Source organism: Pseudoalteromonas sp. KAN5, assembly GCF_022846535.1.
Classification (GTDB): domain Bacteria; phylum Pseudomonadota; class Gammaproteobacteria; order Enterobacterales; family Alteromonadaceae; genus Pseudoalteromonas; species Pseudoalteromonas haloplanktis.
The window spans coordinates 1,728,303-1,746,890 of sequence record NZ_AP025589.1 but is presented as its reverse complement, the minus strand read 5'-3'; the positions used below and the strand labels follow the sequence as shown (position 1 = coordinate 1,746,890).

Sequence of the window (18,588 nt, the reverse complement as noted above, 5' to 3'; positions counted from 1 at the left end):
ACGTCATCCCAGGCTCCAAATAAGAGAAACCCGTTACAGCGATGTAACGGGTTTTTTGTTGTCTGGAATAAAGTACAGCTGTCAGCGTTAAGCCGTCAGCTATCAGCCGCACAGTGTCAACCTGGACACCGTAGCGTGAGTTGAGTCTCTGACACCCACGGAGAAAAGAACGCCACGACTAAGCCAGAGCTTTTTCTTTCATATATTTAAATAAGCTTTAAAATAGTGTAATCAAAACTTTTCTCACTTATCGCTAAATTTTAGTGCTAACTGCGTTATAAATTTCCATCTAGAACAACCCACGTCAAGGAATTAAATGTCTGATTGTAGTTCGAAACCTAAAATGGTCGTTGATGAGTTTATTGCACCGGTTTGCCGTGAGCATGTGGAAATCTTATATCAAGACGATGATATTTTAGTGATCAATAAACCTAGTGGGTTATTGAGTTTGTCCGGTAAGAATCCGGCTAATTGGGATTCTGTTCACTATAGGTTAGTGCATGGTCAACCTGATATTACTGCTGCATTCCCAACAGCTAAGTTAATTCATAGATTAGATTTTGGCACCTCAGGCATAATGGTTGTTGGCCTTAATCCAGAATCAACTAAGCACCTAAATAAGCAGTTTCAAGCTGGGACAATTAAAAAGCACTATATAGCGATACTTGATGGTTGGTTATTAAATGACGCAGGCCAGATTAATGCTGCGATAGCTAAGGATAAATCACTCTTTCCATTAGTAAAAATTTGTAACGTGATGGGTAAAGTTGCAGTTAGTGACTATAGTGTATTAAAGCGCTTAACATCACCGCAGAGGACGTTAGTACAATTTACCCCTGTTACGGGGCGTACACACCAATTACGTATTCATAGTCATAGTATTGGGCACCCAATACTTGGTTGTGATCTATATAAAAACGAATCTAGCGAACAATTGGCTGAGCGTTTGCAATTGCATGCCAGTGATCTGTTTTTTGTGCACCCGCAAAGCTTAAAGAACATACATTTTCATTGCTCACAGCCATTTTCATAGCAACAATAAACGATCAAACTTTCATATTTCTCCATCTGTAGGTTACTTTTTTGCTCATTTGACTTGAAGTTAACAAACCGCGCCCCATATTAAGTGCATAACGCAGACACTTTGCAAATTGGAGATATATAAATGACTGCAGCACAAAAAGAAACATTAGGCTTTCAAACAGAAGTTAAACAATTACTAAACTTAATGATTCACTCACTGTATTCGAATAAAGAAATATTTTTACGTGAGCTTGTGTCTAATGCCTCAGACGCGGCAGATAAATTACGCTTTTTAGCACTTTCGAATGGTGATCTTTACCAAGGTGATGCGGATCTACGTGTACGCATTAGTGCAGATAAAGAAGCTAACACTGTGACTATTTCTGATAATGGTATTGGCATGACCCGTGATGAAGTGATCAGTTCATTAGGGACGATTGCTAAGTCAGGTACTGCTGAGTTCTTCAAAAACTTAACAGGTGATCAAAGCAAAGATTCGCAACTAATTGGTCAATTCGGTGTTGGTTTTTATTCTGCATTTATCGTTGCAGATCTAGTGACTGTGCGTACACGTAAAGCTGGTGAAGAAAAAGGTGTTGAGTGGCAATCACAAGGTGAAGGCGAATACACGCTAGAAGAAATTGAAAAAGCTGGGCGTGGTACAGACATCATATTACATCTGCGTGAAGACGAAAAAGAATTTGCTGATGATTGGCGCTTGCGTAGTATTGTGACTAAATACTCGGATCATATTTCTACGCCGGTACAAATGTTTAAACCAGAAGTGCCTGAATCTGAAGGTGAAGATGGCGAGAAAATTCCAGCAGTCCCAGGTGAGTGGGAGAGCATTAACCGCGCCACTGCATTGTGGACACGTGATAAATCAGAGCTATCTGATGAAGAATATAAAGAATTTTACAAGCATGTAAGTCATGACTGGGAAGATCCACTTAGCTGGGCCCACAATAAAGTTGAAGGTAAAACTGAATACACAAGTCTACTGTATATTCCTAAAAAAGCCCCTTTTGATTTATGGAATCGTGACCGTCAAAGTGGTTTAAAGCTGTATGTGCAACGCGTGTTTGTAATGGATGACGCTGAGCAATTTATGCCTAGCTATTTACGTTTTGTGAAAGGTTTACTTGATTCTAATGACTTACCACTTAATGTATCGCGTGAAATCTTACAAGATAACAAAGTAACCCAAGCAATCCGTAAAGGTTGTACATCACGTACTTTAAAGCTGCTTGAGCGTATGGCAAAAAATAAGGCTGATGACTACCAAGTATTTTGGAACGAGTTTGGTCAAGTGATCAAAGAGGGTCCTGCTGAAGATGCCGCTAACAAAGAAGCGATTGCTAAATTACTGCGTTTCTCTTCAACACACACCGATGAGAAGGCACAAAATGTTTCATTAGAGCAATACGTTGAGCGTATGAACGAAGGGCAAGATGCGATTTACTACGTTGTTGCTGATTCATTCACTGCAGCGAAAAGCTCTCCACACTTAGAGATCTTCCGCAAGAAAGGTATCGAAGTACTGTTGATGAGCGACCGTGTTGATGAGTGGATGATGAGCCACTTAACAGAATTTGCTGAAAAGCCATTTAAGTCAATTACTCGTGGTGATTTAGATTTAGGTAATCTTGACGATGAAGAGACTAAAAAGGCGCAAGAAGAGTCTGAAAAAGAAGTTGCAGGCTTAGTTGACCGTATTAAGACAGTGCTTGGTGAGAGTGTTAAAGACGTACGCTTTACGCATCGTCTAACAGACTCTCCAGCATGTGTGGTTGCAGATGACAACGATATGAGCTCACAAATGCAAAAGCTAATGGAGTCTGTTGGCCAAGCAGCTCCTGAAGCTAAACCTATTTTTGAGCTTAACCCTGAGCATCAACTTGTTAAGCACTTAAATGTTGAGCAAGATGAAGATAAATTTGCTCAATGGTCACATGTACTACTTGATCAAGCATTGCTTGCAGAGCGTGGGACATTAAAAGACCCTGCAGGTTTTGTGACTCGTCTAAATAAATTAATGCTAGACTTGAGCAAGTAATTACTCAAACAGTCACATTTTTATAAAAAAGGAACTTAGGTTCCTTTCAGATTGTTGAAAAAGGGCTAGACACAGATCGAGCCCTTTGATCTAATAAGCAGAGTGAATTTGGAGAGTTCATTATGCTTAGAGATAAAACCCCGCAACAACATGAATTAGAAATGGTCGCAATTGACCAACTTGTTCCACAAGACCACTTAGTACGACTCGTAGACTTAGCTATCGACTTTGAATTCATACGTGATGAAGTCGCCCACTTATATTGCAAAAATAATGGCCGACCAGCCGTAGACCCTGTCCGCTTTTTTAAATACCTATTCTTAGGTTACTTGTTTGGTATTCAAAGTGAGCGCCGCCTTATTAAAGAAGTGCAAGTGAATGTTGCATACCGCTGGTTCTTAGGTTTAGGGCTCACCGATGACGTTATCCATCATTCGACACTGAGCCAAAACCGTGTAAAACGCTTTAAAGACAGCGGTATTTATCAATCGATTTTCGACAATATAGTTCGTCAAGCGATGAAGCAAGGGCTCATTGGTGGGCATAGTTTATTTGCAGACAGCACCCATTTAAAAGCCAATGCCAATAAACGCCGTTATGACATTGAAGACTTAAAAGTCAGCCCCTCAGTGTATGTTGAGCAGCTTAATGAAGCCGTGATAAAAGACAGGAAAGCCGAAGGAAAAAAGCGCCTGAAGTATGAGGAAAAGGAGCCTTGTACAAAACCAACCAAAGTAAGCCGAACTGACCCAGACAGTGGGTTTATGGTGCGTGATGAAAAGCCAAAAGGATTTTTCTATTTAGACCATAGGGTTGTGGATGGCAAACACGGAATTATCGTTGATACACATGCCACAGCAGGTAATGTGCATGACAGTCAACCCATCATACAACGCTTAGACCGCGTACTTGATACGTTTGAACTCAACCCCATCGCGGTTGGGTTAGATGCAGGGTACTTTACAGCCGCAGTGTGCCATAATTTAGAAGAACGACAACTCATTGGTGTCTTGGGTTATCGACGGCCAAACAAAAAGAAAGGCTATTTCGCAAAGCGAGAATACAGCTACGACGTAGACACCGATACATACACATGCCCACAAGGCGAAATACTGATTTATAACACCACAAACCGACTAGGATATCGGCAATACCACTCAACCCCGCAGACATGTAAAGACTGTCCAGTGCGGTCGCGATGCACAAACAGTAAAAACCATATCAAAGTAATTACACGGCATGTGTGGCAAGCAAGTGTAGAGGCAGCAAATGAAATACGGCTGAGCGAATGGGGTAAAAAACGATACAAACGACGAGGTGAAACAGTCGAAAGAAGTTTCGCGGATGCAAAACAACATCACGGGCACCGTTATTGTAGATACAGAGGAATAAAGAATGTCAGTGCGCAATGCTTATTGGCAGCAGCCTGTCAGAATATGAAGAAAATGGCGTTAATGAAGGCGGCCTAGCTCAATATGAGCGTAATAAATCTCAAAATCCCTCTAAGACCCCGTCATACGGCGGTAAATTCAAGAAAATTCACATCAGCACTAAAACGCAAAGAATAATAATAACAACAGAAAAATATCGCGATCGCAGCCTTCGGCTGCTCAAAAATAATAAACCCCGCAAAAAAAGCAGGGTTTATCGTCAATCTGAAAGGAACTTAGGTTCCTTTTTTTATAATTTCAATCTAGTCAATTGGTATAAGTTGCTTGAGTATCGGCGGCGCTTATGGAAGAATTCAGGCTTTAAAATAAATTATACTGATTTGCTGATGTTTATAGTGAACAGTATCAACCGAGGACAATGATATGCGCATTATTCTTTTGGGCGCGCCGGGTGCGGGTAAAGGCACTCAAGCTCAGTTTTTGATGGACAAGTACGGTATTCCACAGATCTCTACTGGTGATATGTTGCGTGCTGCAATTAAAGAAGGCACGCCACTGGGTTTAGAAGCAAAGAAAGTAATGGATGCAGGTCAGCTAATTTCTGATGACATCATCATTGGTCTAGTTAAGGAACGTATTACTAAAGCAGATTGTGAGAAAGGTTTTTTACTTGATGGCTTCCCACGCACCATTCCACAAGCTGATGCAATGAAAGAAAATGGCGTAGTAGTTGATCACGTTATTGAGTTTGATGTTGCTGATGAAATTATAGTTGATCGTATGGGTGGACGTCGTGTACATCCTGGTTCTGGTCGTGTTTATCACGTTGTTTACAACCCACCAAAAGTGGAAGGTAAAGACGATGTAACGGGTGAAGACCTAATTATCCGCGCAGATGATACAGAAGAAACAGTACGTAAGCGTTTAGGTATTTACCATGAACAAACAATGCCATTGGTTGATTATTACCAAGCAGAAGCGAAAGCGGGTAATACCCAATACCATAAATTAGACGGTACACAAGCTGTTGAAGCTGTTAATCAGCAACTTGCTGAATTATTAGGCTAATTAACCATCATTTAGGTTAATTAAAAAAACCGCCGATTGGCGGTTTTTTTATGAGTACGATTTGCAAAGTTATAATGAATTTAAAGCACTAATAACTGGATCATAGTTAGGCTCAGTCGATAAATCAGCGACTAACTGTTTATAAACGACCTTATGACTGGCGTCCAAAACAAAGACAGCACGAGTCAGGAGTCCCATGTCCTTAATGATCAGTCCATAATTTTGACCAAAGTCACGCCATACTGAATCAGATAGTGTTGTAACTTTATCTATGTTCTCAGCTTTGCAGAAACGTTTTTGTGCAAAGGGTAAATCAGCACTGATAGTAAGCATGGCGATATTTGGAAATTGCGAAGCCACTTTTTCGTTAAAATGTTTGGTTTGAATGCTACACACCCCAGTATCCAGGCTAGGCACGACGCTTATTAAAATAGCCTTACCTTGATAATCCGCTAATGTGATGGGTGTAAATGAGCCATCAACTACTTTGAAGTCTGGCGCTTTATCACCAAGGCTTACACCTTGCCCTAATAACGTGATTGGTTTTGACTGCACTGATACTTTGCCAGCATCTAAGGTGTTTTCGGTCATATCCGTAGCAAAAGCCATCGAACAAAAGGCACTAAAAGCAAAAGTAAGCGAACGAAGCATAAGGTATTTCCTTTAGAATTAACGCAATTAGCGTGAGTGTATTATAATCACCTATAGACACCAAGTGTTTAGTGCAATTTAAAATTGTAATGCATGGTTACATTGATTAACATGATGCAGTGATAAGTTTGTACCTTACTAATAAAAATAAAAGCACATTGGCTTGATATATGCGGCCAATGTAAGCGATCAGAGAGAGACTATGTCAACATCGGTTCTTATTTGTGATGATTCTAAGCTTGCGCGCCGTCAGTTAGCTCGTTCGTTGCCCGATGATTGGGATATTAAAGTTGAGTTTGCTGAGGATGGGGTGCACTGTATTGAGCAGATTAAAGCGTTAAGTCCTGAAATTCTATTTCTCGATTTAAATATGCCACAAATGGATGGCTATGAAGTACTGCAAGCAATCCAAAAGCAAGGCTTAAACGTTTTAACTGTGGTGGTCTCCGGCGATATTCAGCCGAATGCGCATCAACGAGTGATTGAACTTGGTGCGATAGATTTTATTCAAAAGCCCTGTGATGCACAAAAACTCGCTGAAATTATCGAACATCATGGCATTAAAGATAAAGCCATGCGTGAACGGCTATCACATCGTTTAGGGGAGCAAGTTGACCCTGATGTGAGAGATATCTATCAAGAACTTACAAATATTGCTATGGGTCAAGCAGGAGATCTACTTGCTCGTTTACTGAATGTATTTGTTGAGTTGCCTATTCCGAATGTTAATATTCTTGAAGTCAATGAATTAGATATGGCACTGCGCTCAATTGACGCGAATGCGTCGACTTCTGGCGTGTGCCAAGGTTTTATTGGCGGTGGGGTTTCTGGTGAAGCCTTGTTATTACTGAATGATTCAAGCTTTAAAGAAATCGCGTCCTTAATGGATTATCAAGGTGAGCTTAATAATAAAGTTGAGCTGGAGTTACTAATGGACATTAGTAACATTCTTATCGGTGCAATTTTAACTGGTTTATCGCGTCAATTAGATATGACGTTTAGTCAAGGGCACCCAGTTGTACTTGGACAACATTGTGATGTAGCTGATTTAGTGAAAGCAAATAAATCACGTTGGCAACGTACTTTAGCCATAGAAATTAGCTATGGTATTGAAGACCACAATATAAATTGTGATCTAATGCTGTTGTTTACAGAAGATTCACTAAAAACGTTGAAGTACAAAGTTGCTTACCTATTAGAAGACTAACACTATGCCTGCTGCTGATTTTAATATGAATGAGATCCATTGGTTAATGGATATGTTTAACACCGTCGATATTGGTTTAGTGGTGCTAGACAGAGATTATAAAGTGTGTATTTGGAATGGCTTTATGGAAAACCATTCCGGTATGTTACCCAGTGCAGTGAAAGATAAAGATCTGTTTGATTTATTTCCATCAATAGACGAAAAATGGTTTCGTAGTAAATCTGAGTCAGTGTTTATTTTAAAAAACCGCTCATTTACGATTTGGGAGCAGCAGCCCTATATTTTTCGTTTTAAAAACTATCGACCAATTACCGGCAAAGCCGATCACATGTATCAAAACGCAACGTTTATTCCGCTTTCTAATACGATGGGTGAAGTAGGGCACATTTGCATCATAATTTATGATGTTACTGATGTAGCTGTTAATAAAAAAGAGCTGGAAGAAGTTAATCGTAAATTGGAACAAGTAAGTCGAACTGATGCGCTGACACAACTAGCTAATCGCGGTCATTGGGAGAACACCCTTCGCCAAGAGTTTCTACGTATAAAACGCAGTGCTGGTTGCAGTACACTATTAATGTTTGATATCGACCACTTTAAAAAAGTAAATGATGAATACGGCCATCGCTGTGGTGACGAAGCACTTCGCAACATAGCCGATTTATTGCGTAAGACATTGCGTGAAACTGATATTGCAGGGCGCTACGGCGGCGAAGAATTTGCAGTGACCTTACTAGATACAGATCGCCAAGGTGCTGAAATATTTGCAGAGCGCCTACGTAGCCTGGTTGAAAATTCCTCTATTTACTTTGATGGACAGCAAATTAAAATGACAGTGAGTATTGGTTTTGCATGTTTTCAAACGCATTTTGAGCGATATGAAAAATGGATTGAAGCGGCAGATAAAGCACTTTATTTTTCCAAAGAAAATGGTAGAAATTGTGTCACTGCTTATCAGGATTTAAATGAATCGTAATACAAAAAATGACGCAACAGCGTCATTTTCTTTATCACTCGGTTGCTTGAATATTACAGCGTAGTATGACGAGAATCATCTGATGGGCACTGTCCAAGAGTCGTGATTTCACCGGTGGGCAACTCTTGCTCAAGCTTTACTTTAAACCCCCACAGTCTGTAAAGGTGTTTTAATACCTCATCATGAGACTTTGCTAGTGGGATATTTTGGTGTGGCACATAGCGTAAGGTTAAAGAACGATCTCCCCTAATATCTACATCGAACACTTGAATGTTAGGCTCATGATTACTTAAGTTATATTGTGCCGAAAGTGCCGTTCGTACGGCGTGATAGCCGTTTTCATCATGTATAGCACCAATGTGTAAGTTTGGATCTTTTTCGTGATCGATAATAGTGAACAGCTTAAAATCACGGATTAATTTAGGCGATAGAAATTGGCTGATGAAACTCTCATCTTTAAAGTTTTCCATCGCAAAATGCAAGGTATCTAGCCAATTACTACCTGCATAGTCAGGAAACCATCGTCTATCTTCCTCGGTTGGGTTTTCGCAGATACGGCGAATATCTACCATCATATTAAAGCCCAATGCATAAGGGTTAATACCTGAGTAATAATTGCTATTATAAGGGGGTTGGTAAACTACATTAGTATGGCTTTGTAAAAACTCCAGCATAAATGAATCGGTGAGTTTTCCTTCATCGTATAAGTGGTTCAAAATTGTATAATGCCAAAATGTCGCCCAGCCTTCATTCATCACTTGGGTTTGTTTTTGCGGATAAAAATATTGGGAAATTTTCCGTACAATACGGATTACTTCTCGTTGCCAAGATTCGAGTAATGGGGCATTTTTTTCAATAAAATAAAGTATGTTTTCTTGCGGTTCAGAGGGAAAGTGCCGCTCGCGCTTTTTAGTTTCTTGTTGATGTGATGGAATAGTACGCCAAAGTTCGTTTACTTGCGATTGCAGGTAATCCTCACGCTCTTGCTGGCGCTTTTGCTCTTCAAATAAAGATATTTGTTGAGGACGCTTATAACGATCAACGCCATAGTTCATAAGGGCATGACATGAGTCTAGGAGGTTTTCGACCTCATCAATGCCATACTTTTCTTCACAACGAGCAATGTAGTTTTTTGCAAATAACAAGTAATCAATAATTGAACTGGCATCGGTCCACGTTTTAAATAAGTAATTCCCTTTAAAAAATGAGTTATGGCCATAACATGCATGTGCCATAACCAGTGCCTGCATAGGCAGGGTGTTTTCTTCCATTAAATAAGCAATACAGGGATCTGAATTAATAACAATCTCATACGCTAAACCCATTTGCCCGCGTTTGTAGTTTTGTTCTGTTTGAATAAACTTTTTACCATAAGACCAGTGGCTGTAACCAATAGGCATACCAACGCTAGAATAGGCATCCATCATTTGTTCTGCGGTGATCACCTCGATTTGATTAACGTAGGTATCGAGACGATAATGCTCGGCCACACGGGCTATTTCGTCTTGGTATTGTTGCAGTAACTCAAATGTCCAATCTGGCCCATCACTCATTCGTTTATCGGTCATATAAATACCTCGCTGTGCAACTTATGCTGCACCTTGGTGTTGACGACTCTTTTTAAATAGCTCACGGAAAATAGGGTAAATATCCTCAACATTACGAATGTGTTGGATAGCAAAATTGTCATGAGTTTGACAAATATTTTGGTATTCACGCCATAGACTTTGATGAGCTCGGGTAGTGATCTCAATGTAGGCGTAGTAACGCACATCTTTTAAGAGCTTGTTACGCAAAATTTCACCGCATTGCGGTGAGTCATCAGCCCAATTGTCGCCATCAGACGCTTGCGCAGCATAGACATTCCACTCACCTGCGTTATAGCGCTCTTGTATGATTTCATGCATTAGTTTAAGTGCACTAGATACAATTGTGCCACCTGTTTCTTGAGAATAGAAAAACTCTTGCTCATCCACTTCTTTAGCTTGGGTGTGATGGCGGATATACACCACTTCAATATCTTTGTAACTGCGCGTTAAAAATTGATAAAGCAATATATAAAAGCGCTTTGCCATATCTTTAGTTGCTTGGTCCATTGAGCCTGAGACATCCATAATACAAAACATCACTGCTTTACTCGTTGGGTGTGGCTGCTTTTCATAATTACGAAAACGCAGGTCGTAGTTGTCAATAAACGGAACTGCGTCTATACGCTTTTGTAATGCAGCAATTTCTTGCTCAAGTAAAGCAATGGCGGCGATATCTGGTTTGCCCTCAGCCATTAATAAAGCTAGTTGCATCTGTAATTCAGCCAATTGCCGCTTTTTACCGGCAGTCATTGCTACACGCCTTGCCAATGAACCTTGTAAAGAGCGCACTATATCAATGTTACTTGGCATGCCATCACTGCAAAAACCAGCGCGATGGGTCTTCATTTGCACCAGCTTATCTAACTGGTTCTGTTGTAAATTAGGCAGCTCTAAATCTTCAAACAGTAAATCTAAGTACTCGTCTTTAGATATTGAGAATACAAAATCATCCTGGCCTTCACCGGAATCACTCGCTTCACCTTCGCCCGCGCCACCACTGCCTTGCCCCCCTTGCGGGCGTTTAATTTTATCCCCGGTGGAAAATTGATCATTCCCCGGATGTATTTGTTCACGGTTACCGCCTTTTCCTTGATGAAAAGTTGGCTCACTGATATCCCGCTGTGGGATTGTGATACTTTCTCCACTACTGGTATCAGTGACGCTACGCTTATTTATCGCATCGGATACCGCCTCTTTTATTTGTTTTTTATAGCGCCTGATAAAACGTTGACGATTTAACGTGCTCTTATTCTTACCGTTCAGGCGACGGTCTATAAAATGCGCCATAAAGCCCCCTAAAATACTTCAGTTTGATTGTTATTGTGATTTACGCACTCGTAAATACCACTCAGATAACAAACGTACTTGTTTTTGGGTATAGCCTTTTTCTACCATGCGATTAACAAAATCCTCGTGTTTTTTCTGATCTTCTGCGGATGTTTTCGCGTTGAAAGAAATAACCGGCAATAGATCTTCTGTGTTTGAGAACATTTTTTTCTCAATCACAGTGCGTAGTTTTTCGTAGCTGGTCCACAGAGGGTTTTTTCCGTTGTTGTGCGCTCGCGCTCGAAGTACAAAGTTGACTATTTCATTGCGGAAATCTTTTGGATTTGAAATACCCGCTGGCTTTTCAATTTTTTCAAGTTCAGCATTGAGTGCCTCACGGTTAAATAGTTGGCCAGTATCCGGATCGCGATACTCTTGGTCTTGGATCCAAAAGTCGGCATAAGTGACGTAACGGTCAAAAATGTTTTGCCCGTACTCAGAGTAAGACTCTAAGTACGCAGTTTGTAATTCTTTACCAATAAACTCGACATATTGCGGAATTAAATAGCCTTTTAAATGACTCAAATAACGTTCTTCCACGTCGGCTGAGAATTGTTCGCGCTCAATTTGCTGTTCTAACACGTAGAACAAATGCACTGGGTTAGCGGCAACTTCAAGGGTATCAAAGTTAAATACACGGGATAAAATTTTAAACGCAAAGCGGGTTGAAAGCCCAGTCATGCCCTCATCAACACCAGCGTAATCACGATACTCTTGGTAAGACTTTGCTTTTGGATCGGTGTCTTTTAAGCTTTCACCATCATAGACCCGCATTTTTGAGTAGATACTGGAATTTTCTGGATCTTTTAAGCGCGACAAAGTAGTGAATTTTGCCAATGTTTCCAGTGTTCCAGGAGCACACGGGGCATTATATAATTCACTGTGTTCTAATAGTTTATCGTAAATTTTCACTTCTTCTGAAACGCGTAAGCAATAAGGTACTTTGACGATATATACTCGGTCTAAAAATGCTTCATTGTTTTTGTTGTTTTTAAACGTTTGCCACTCTGATTCATTTGAGTGGGCCAAAATCATCCCGCTGAAGGGCAGTGCGCTGATCCCTTCTGTGCCATTATAGTTGCCTTCTTGGGTGGCTGTTAATAATGGATGTAAGACTTTGATTGGTGCTTTAAACATTTCAACAAACTCCATTAAACCTTGATTAGCAAGGCATAATGAACCTGAATAAGCATACGCATCCGCATCATTTTGAGCGTAGTGCTCTAATTTGCGAATATCTACTTTACCAACCAGTGCAGAAATATCTTGATTGTTTTCATCCCCTGGCTCAGTTTTTGCGATGGCTATTTGGTTCAAGATAGAGGGATAGCGTTTAACTACCTTGAATTGGCTAATATCACCATTAAACTCAGATAAGCGTTTAGTGGCCCACGGCGACATGATGGTTTTTAAATAACGGGGTTTAATGCCGTATTCTTTTTCCATCAGTTCTGCGTCTTCATTTGGATCAAATAACGACAGTGGGTGGTCATTAACAGGCGACCCTTTAATTGAATAAATAGGCACTTGTTGCATTAAATACTTAAGCTTTTCGGCAATGGAAGACTTGCCACCACCAACGGGGCCAAGTAAGTAGAGCACTTGTTTGCACTCTTCAAGGCCTTGTGCCGCATGTTTTAGGTAGGATACGATTTGCTCAATGGCATCCTCCATACCGTAAAAGTCATTAAAAGCGGGGTAGCGGGCAACTACTCGATTTGAAAATAACCGACTTAATCGGGCATCTTTGGATGTGTCGATCATTTCGGGTTCGCCAATGGCAGTTAATAATCGTTCAGGTGCACTGGCGTAAGCCGATTTATCAGTTTTACAAATTTCTAAGAACTCAGCGATACTGTACTCTTCTTCTTGTGCCGCTTCGTATCGTGCTTGGTAATGCTCAAAAATACTCATGGAGACCTCCAAAAACCTGCTTAAACTAGGTGCTTACAAATTTAAAAAGTAGCAAAGGTTATTTAAAGCTTAGTCATGAATTTAGATTTTTGTGCAATAAAATTAAAAATTTATGTTAGAAAATAAAAAAGACGCCGTAGCGTCTTTTAAATTAAGCTTGCTCGAATCGAGCAATTAATTATGCGAAGTTAGCGTTCGCGAATTCCCAGTTAACAAGCGACCAGAAAGCTTTTAAGTAATCTGGACGAACGTTACGGAAATCGATGTAGTAAGCATGTTCCCACAGATCCACTGTTAGGATCGGTGTTACACCTTCTTGTGTTAGTGGTGTTGCAGCGTTAGACGTATTAACGATGTCTAAAGAACCATCTGCTAATTTAACTAACCAAGTCCAGCTTGAACCGAAGTTGTTAACTGCTTTGTCATCAAAAGCTGCTTGGAATGCTTCAAACGAACCCCATTTAGCATTGATAGCATCTGCAACCGCGCCCGTTGCTGCGCCACCGCCATTTGGAGATAAGCTGTTCCAGTAGAAAGTGTGGTTCCAGATCTGTGCTGCATTGTTAAATACACCACCTTCTGAAGAGCAAACTACTTCTTCAAGTGTTTTATTTTCGAATTCAGTACCACCTACTAAACCGTTAAGTTTTACAACGTATGTATTGTGGTGTTTGCCGTGGTGAAACTCGAGTGTTTCTTGTGAAATATGTGGCTCAAGTGCGTTAATTGCATATGGTAGTGACGGTAGTTCAAATGCCATTTTTTATCTCCATCTTCTTTTGGTTGATAGTCCAAATAGTAATAGGTAATACCTGTTCAAACAGAGTAGTTGCCTATACCAAATGGGATTATAGTGTTACTATAATTGTTGAGTATTTTACTCAAGTTTTAGCAAACAGCAATGCTAAACAGCAGTGCAAATGCAAGACTATTTAGATTGCGGCTATATTTGCCCACTTTAAGACACATATATGAGGCTAAATGAAAATTTTTCAAGCCTTGATATGTTCAGCTATCGTCACTTTTGAGGTTGTAGATGGAAACCATTGATAAAATTAAACAACAGATTTCTGAAAATCCAATTATCCTTTATATGAAAGGCTCGCCTAAACTACCAAATTGTGGTTTTTCTTCACAAGCGTCTCAAGCACTTATGTCATGCGGTGAGCCGTTTGCTTATGTTGACATTTTACTCAACCCAGATATCCGTGCCGAACTTCCTGCTTACGCTAATTGGCCAACATTCCCTCAGTTGTGGGTGGAAGGTGAGTTAATTGGTGGCTGTGATATCATTATTGAAATGTTTCAACGTGGTGAATTACAACCACTGATCACAGAAACTGCAGCCAAATATAAAGAAGCTGATGCCGAATAATTTTTGTGCTTTATGCTAATTTAGTGAAAAGCCGCTTAGTAGCGGCTTTTTTGTGGCATTTTATAAGACTGTTCACACACTAGGCAAAATTACATGGACATTAAGCCCGCCACTGTTACGATTATGTAAGCTAATTTGGCCATGGTGTGCTTCAACTATTTCACGGCATAACGCAAGTCCTAAGCCGCTACCCGTTACTTTGGTTGAATAAAACGGGATCAAAGCATTTGCCATTACTTGCTCACTCATACCTTTACCTTGATCACTTACGCTGATATGGGTACCTTTGGTATCTTGTGAAATACAGACACTCACCTGCTCGGGGGCAGAGCCAGATTCGTGGGCATTTTTGAGTAAGTTGATCAATAACTGTTCTATTTGAGTTGGATCAGCAAGCGTGGTTACATCTTTGTTTATTTCGAGTATAAACTGCCATTGGCGCTGTAATTGTTCCAGTAATACGGGCCAATCAAGTGTAATGACTTGTGGTGTTGGTAATTTTGCAAACTTACCATAGCCTTGAACAAACTCATTAAGGTGTTTGATACGCTCTGAGATGGTTTCAAAAACCCGCTTAAGCCTTGGTTCGTTCAGGTTTTCACTGAGTAACTGGCCGCTGTGTAACATTGATGACATGGGGCCAAGCGAGTTATTGAGCTCATGACTAATAATACGAATGACTTTTTTCCACACCTCAACTTCTTGACGACTGAGTTCTCGAGTCAATTGTTTAAATACATATAAATAATGATATTGATTATTTAGCAATAATTTACCTGTTGATAAATGCCATGCTTGGGCTTCTTGATTCTCTGCTTCTAGAGTAAATAAACCATCACTACCACGCTGTAATGCTTGGCTTAATTGTGGGTGAGCATTCGTAAGTAATTGCTCAAATTGATTGCCTTCAAGGGCCGTTGTCGCGTTAAAAAGATCCCGAGCACTGTAGTTACTGTAAACAATAAAGCCTTTATCATTTTTTAAAAGGACGGCTTGCGGTGAACTTTGCAGCACTTTATCAAGCATTAACTCGCGTTGATAAATCCATTGTTTTTCTTGGCGTAGTTGCTTTGCACTTTGATTATACAGCTGACACAATCGGCCTAATTCATCATTGTTGTTATAGGCAAGTTGAGTGGTTAGTTCACCATCTTTAAGGTTAAGTAACCCTGTTTCTAACGAGTGCATACCTTGCACTGTGGAGCGACAGAGCCGAAATGACACATAACTGGCTATCAGCACAGTCAAAAGTGTATTTACACCAATTAAAAGCCAGTCTAACTGTGTTAACCAACTGATTATCCAAACCGGAATAATGGCTGATATGTTACATAACAACATAAGCTTGGTGGTGATAGATAAAAAGAATTTATTGCTTTGCATCAATAATCGATCTCAAATTTTTGTAAACGTCGGTACAATGCCTGACGACTTAAACCAAACTGGCGAGCTACTTTGGCGATAACACCTTGATGCTCACGCATTGCTTCTTCTAAAGCTAATTTTGTGGGTTCTTGTTTTGTCGGCTGAGCGTGGCTAGTGAGCGATTGCAGGGCGAAATCATCAAGGGTAATATCACCATCTGGTTTGAGTACCGCAACACGTTTACAGGCATTTTCAAGCTCACGAACATTGCCAGGCCATGGGTGTGCAAGTAAACCTTGTTCGATCGCAATTGATAGCTCTCGATCACCTAGAAAATGTTTGGCAAGTGTTAAAATATCGTCAGGGCGCTGTGCTAAATTTGGTAAATTGAGCTCAATGACATTGAGACGATAATATAAATCTTCACGAAAGCGTCCGGCACGAATAGCCGCTTTTAAGTCTTCATTGGTGGCGGAAATAACCCGAACATTTACTTGTTGTGTTTTTGTTGAGCCGAGTCGCTCAAACTCACCGGTTTGCAAAACGCGTAATAACTTCATTTGTCCAGATAACGGTAAGTTACCTATTTCATCTAAAAATAGTGTGCCGCCATCGGCGGCTTCAAAGCGGCCAATTCGTTGTTTGGTGATACCAGTGTACGCCCCAGCTTCAGCACCGAATAACTCAGCTTCAATTAAATCCTGGGGCAGGGCACCGGCATTAATGGTTAAAAATGGCGCATGCTTTAAATGAGAGTTAGCTTGGATAATCTGTGCAATGCGCTCTTTGCCACTCCCATTTGCGCCAGTGATCAGCACAGATACATCTGATTTTGCCACTTGGATTGCCATATTGAGCACTTTTTCCATTGCGGTACTTTGATAAACCAAACCAACTAAATCGGCATCGGCTAAACTGGCTGTGCGTTCTTGCTGGTGGCGAGCATAAGTGGCATTTTGTTGTTTTGTATGGCCAAGCTCGATTAGGTTATTTACACAGATCAGTAATTTGCTATCGTCCCAAGGCTTGGGTAAATAATCGGCGGCACCGGCTTTAACCAGTTCAACTGCTGTTGCAAGTTCTGTCCACGCGGTGATCAAAATAATCGGTAAGAGTGGGTTAAGTTTTCGTAATTGGTAAAATAACACCTTGCCTTCTTCACCTGAGGTGGTGTCATTACTAAAATTCATATCTTGGATAACGAGTGAGATACGTTGATATTGCACTATTTGTAACGCTTCAAGCGGGGGTTTTTGCCGTGACCACCTGATAGTCATGAATTTCTAATAGTAATGACAAGGCTTCTAAAATAGCGGGATTGTCATCGACAATAAGTATTTTTTCCATGTGAATTTAATCGCTGTTTATTTTTATTAGATAATGGTTTTATGAAAATGCTACACCGAATTATCTCAGTGTAGCATAGCTTAGGAAATGCTTTATATGCTTCGTGTGGCAATACTTGGTGATATGTTGGCGGCACGTTTTGCTGGGCCAAATACCGCAAGTAAGCTCATTACAAACACCATAAGTGCGGTGCCGGCAATATAGCTAGGTGGTAGTGCAGCAATTGAAAAGTGCTGCATTAAAAGTTGCCCGAGCAATAGTGCAGCTATTACACCGAGTATTAGGCCTGCAGTGCAAATCATCGCATTTTCCACTAAAAAGTAGTTAATGATGGCTGACTTTCTAGCGCCTAATGCACGGCGAGTACCGATTTGCTTGGTGCGTTTGCTGATATTAAATAAAGTTAAACCAAAAATCCCCAGCGCGGTGACTAATACTAAAATAGTGATTAATACAATTAGCATACGCATCATTAACGTATCTTGCGCCATGTAATTTTCTTTGGCTTCATCTAAGCCTCGTACGCGAATAATCACACGCTTGTCATAACTTTTTAGCATTTCATCTTCAATTGTACTGGCCAGTTGTGCACGTTGCTTAACATCGGTTCGAACAATAAAGTTGCCCGAAATATTTGGATTAATATAAGGGATCAAAGCGACATTATCAGGGCGGCTATCTTTCATCCAAGGGCCTTTTGCTTTTTTGATAATACCCACTATTTTAAGGGCGATATCGCCTAAATAGACTGTTTTTCCCAAAGCGTCAGTATCAGAAAATAACTCATCGGCTAATGTTTGGGTAATAATGGTCACATTGGCGCGTTGCTCATTATTATCAGTAACAATGACTTCACTTTCGTTAAAATTACGTCCAGATGCAAGTTCAAGTCCTAATGTGTTTAGCGCATGGTCATCGGTAAAAAAATATGCTGTTCTGGCGGAAAGCCCAGGTTCTGGGGCAGGGTTAATACTAAAGTCAGACGAACTGCCGCTACCAGAAAGTGGTGTATTACTAATATAGGCTGCATCAATTACGTTGGGTAGTCCACGTAACATCGTTTCGTCTAGCTCAAATTGCTGGTGACTTTCGACATCATTACCAAACAACATTACATGAAACGAAAATATTTCGTCTTCAGGATAGCCGGTTTCCTGGCTTAAGTAGCTGACTTTATCTTCGATTATAAATGCGGCATTACTAACAATCGCGGTGGTAATAGCTATTTGCAGTAATAACAATATGGCACCTATTTTTGAGCGGCATAGTGCGTGAAAAATTGGTTTTATTTCTAACATAA

The 18,588-nt window shown here is 40.4% G+C and carries 15 protein-coding genes and 1 pseudogene; 8 read left to right on the top strand and 8 right to left on the bottom strand.

All coding sequences use genetic code 11. The features are described from left to right. Positions 1-316: 316 nt before the first annotated feature. The 5 genes from KAN5_RS07590 (at position 317) to adk (ending at position 5,538) form a co-directional block, all read left to right on the top strand. A complete protein-coding gene (locus KAN5_RS07590; RefSeq protein WP_016709190.1) occupies positions 317-1,033 on the top strand; it encodes an RluA family pseudouridine synthase in 717 nt (238 codons plus the stop codon). A 132-nt stretch (positions 1,034-1,165) separates the two neighbouring features. Further along, a complete protein-coding gene (gene htpG, locus KAN5_RS07585; RefSeq protein ID WP_016709191.1) occupies positions 1,166-3,079 on the top strand; it encodes a molecular chaperone HtpG in 1,914 nt (637 codons plus the stop codon). A 122-nt stretch (positions 3,080-3,201) separates the two neighbouring features. Next, the gene (locus KAN5_RS07580) at positions 3,202-4,548 is read left to right on the top strand and encodes an IS1182 family transposase (protein ID WP_244389844.1); all 1,347 of its coding nucleotides are present in this window, start codon (positions 3,202-3,204) and stop codon (positions 4,546-4,548) included. After that, positions 4,488-4,892, top strand: coding sequence for a hypothetical protein (locus KAN5_RS07575; protein WP_244390972.1), 405 nt, complete (start codon positions 4,488-4,490; stop codon positions 4,890-4,892). Before KAN5_RS07580 ends, KAN5_RS07575 begins: the two co-directional genes overlap by 61 nt. Before the next feature lies 1 nt (position 4,893). Continuing rightward, positions 4,894-5,538, top strand: coding sequence for an adenylate kinase (adk, locus tag KAN5_RS07570; RefSeq protein WP_016709192.1), 645 nt, complete (start codon positions 4,894-4,896; stop codon positions 5,536-5,538). 69 nt (positions 5,539-5,607) lie between these two features. Here the strand turns inward: adk and tpx are convergent, their stop codons facing one another. Beyond that, positions 5,608-6,189, bottom strand: a complete 582-nt coding sequence (gene tpx, locus KAN5_RS07565; RefSeq protein WP_016709193.1) for a thiol peroxidase — start codon at positions 6,187-6,189, stop codon at positions 5,608-5,610. A 202-nt stretch (positions 6,190-6,391) separates the two neighbouring features. On the opposite strand from tpx, the gene KAN5_RS07560 reads away from it, so the two are divergent. Together KAN5_RS07560 and KAN5_RS07555 are read left to right on the top strand one after the other, a co-directional pair. Further along, the gene (locus tag KAN5_RS07560) at positions 6,392-7,396 is read left to right on the top strand and encodes a response regulator (RefSeq protein ID WP_016709194.1); all 1,005 of its coding nucleotides are present in this window, start codon (positions 6,392-6,394) and stop codon (positions 7,394-7,396) included. Between the two features lie 4 nt (positions 7,397-7,400). Next, complete coding sequence (locus KAN5_RS07555) at positions 7,401-8,372, top strand: diguanylate cyclase (RefSeq protein WP_016709195.1); 972 nt, start codon at positions 7,401-7,403, stop codon at positions 8,370-8,372. 53 nt (positions 8,373-8,425) lie between these two features. Here KAN5_RS07555 and KAN5_RS07550 read toward each other — a convergent pair whose 3' ends face one another. The 4 genes from KAN5_RS07550 to KAN5_RS07535 form a co-directional block, all read right to left on the bottom strand. Further along, positions 8,426-9,940 carry a SpoVR family protein gene (locus KAN5_RS07550; protein WP_016709196.1) on the bottom strand — a complete coding sequence of 505 codons (1,515 nt, stop codon included), beginning with the start codon at positions 9,938-9,940 and terminating at the stop codon, positions 8,426-8,428. Positions 9,941-9,961: 21 nt separating this feature from the next. Next, the gene (locus tag KAN5_RS07545; protein WP_016709197.1) at positions 9,962-11,248 is read right to left on the bottom strand and encodes a YeaH/YhbH family protein; all 1,287 of its coding nucleotides are present in this window, start codon (positions 11,246-11,248) and stop codon (positions 9,962-9,964) included. A 30-nt stretch (positions 11,249-11,278) separates the two neighbouring features. Next, positions 11,279-13,201: a PrkA family serine protein kinase gene (locus tag KAN5_RS07540; RefSeq protein ID WP_016709198.1), complete on the bottom strand. Its 1,923-nt coding sequence runs from the start codon at positions 13,199-13,201 to the stop codon at positions 11,279-11,281. Between the two features lie 178 nt (positions 13,202-13,379). Then, complete coding sequence (locus KAN5_RS07535) at positions 13,380-13,961, bottom strand: Fe-Mn family superoxide dismutase (protein ID WP_016709199.1); 582 nt, start codon at positions 13,959-13,961, stop codon at positions 13,380-13,382. A 276-nt stretch (positions 13,962-14,237) separates the two neighbouring features. Between KAN5_RS07535 and KAN5_RS07530 the strand changes: the two genes are divergently transcribed. Next, entirely contained in the window at positions 14,238-14,576 is a 339-nt protein-coding gene (locus KAN5_RS07530; RefSeq protein WP_016709200.1) for a Grx4 family monothiol glutaredoxin, read from the top strand. Positions 14,577-14,648: 72 nt separating this feature from the next. Here the strand turns inward: KAN5_RS07530 and KAN5_RS07525 are convergent, their stop codons facing one another. The 3 genes and pseudogenes from KAN5_RS07525 to KAN5_RS07515 all read right to left on the bottom strand — a co-directional run bounded on the left by KAN5_RS07525 (position 14,649) and on the right by KAN5_RS07515 (position 18,586). Beyond that, positions 14,649-15,959: an ATP-binding protein gene (locus KAN5_RS07525; RefSeq protein ID WP_244390850.1), complete on the bottom strand. Its 1,311-nt coding sequence runs from the start codon at positions 15,957-15,959 to the stop codon at positions 14,649-14,651. Then, a pseudogene (locus KAN5_RS07520) lies at positions 15,959-17,288 on the bottom strand (sigma-54 dependent transcriptional regulator). Before KAN5_RS07520 ends, KAN5_RS07525 begins: the two are co-directional and overlap by 1 nt. 92 nt (positions 17,289-17,380) lie before the next feature. Continuing rightward, entirely contained in the window at positions 17,381-18,586 is a 1,206-nt protein-coding gene (locus KAN5_RS07515; RefSeq protein WP_138555480.1) for an FtsX-like permease family protein, read from the bottom strand. Between the last annotated feature and the right edge of the window lie 2 nt (positions 18,587-18,588).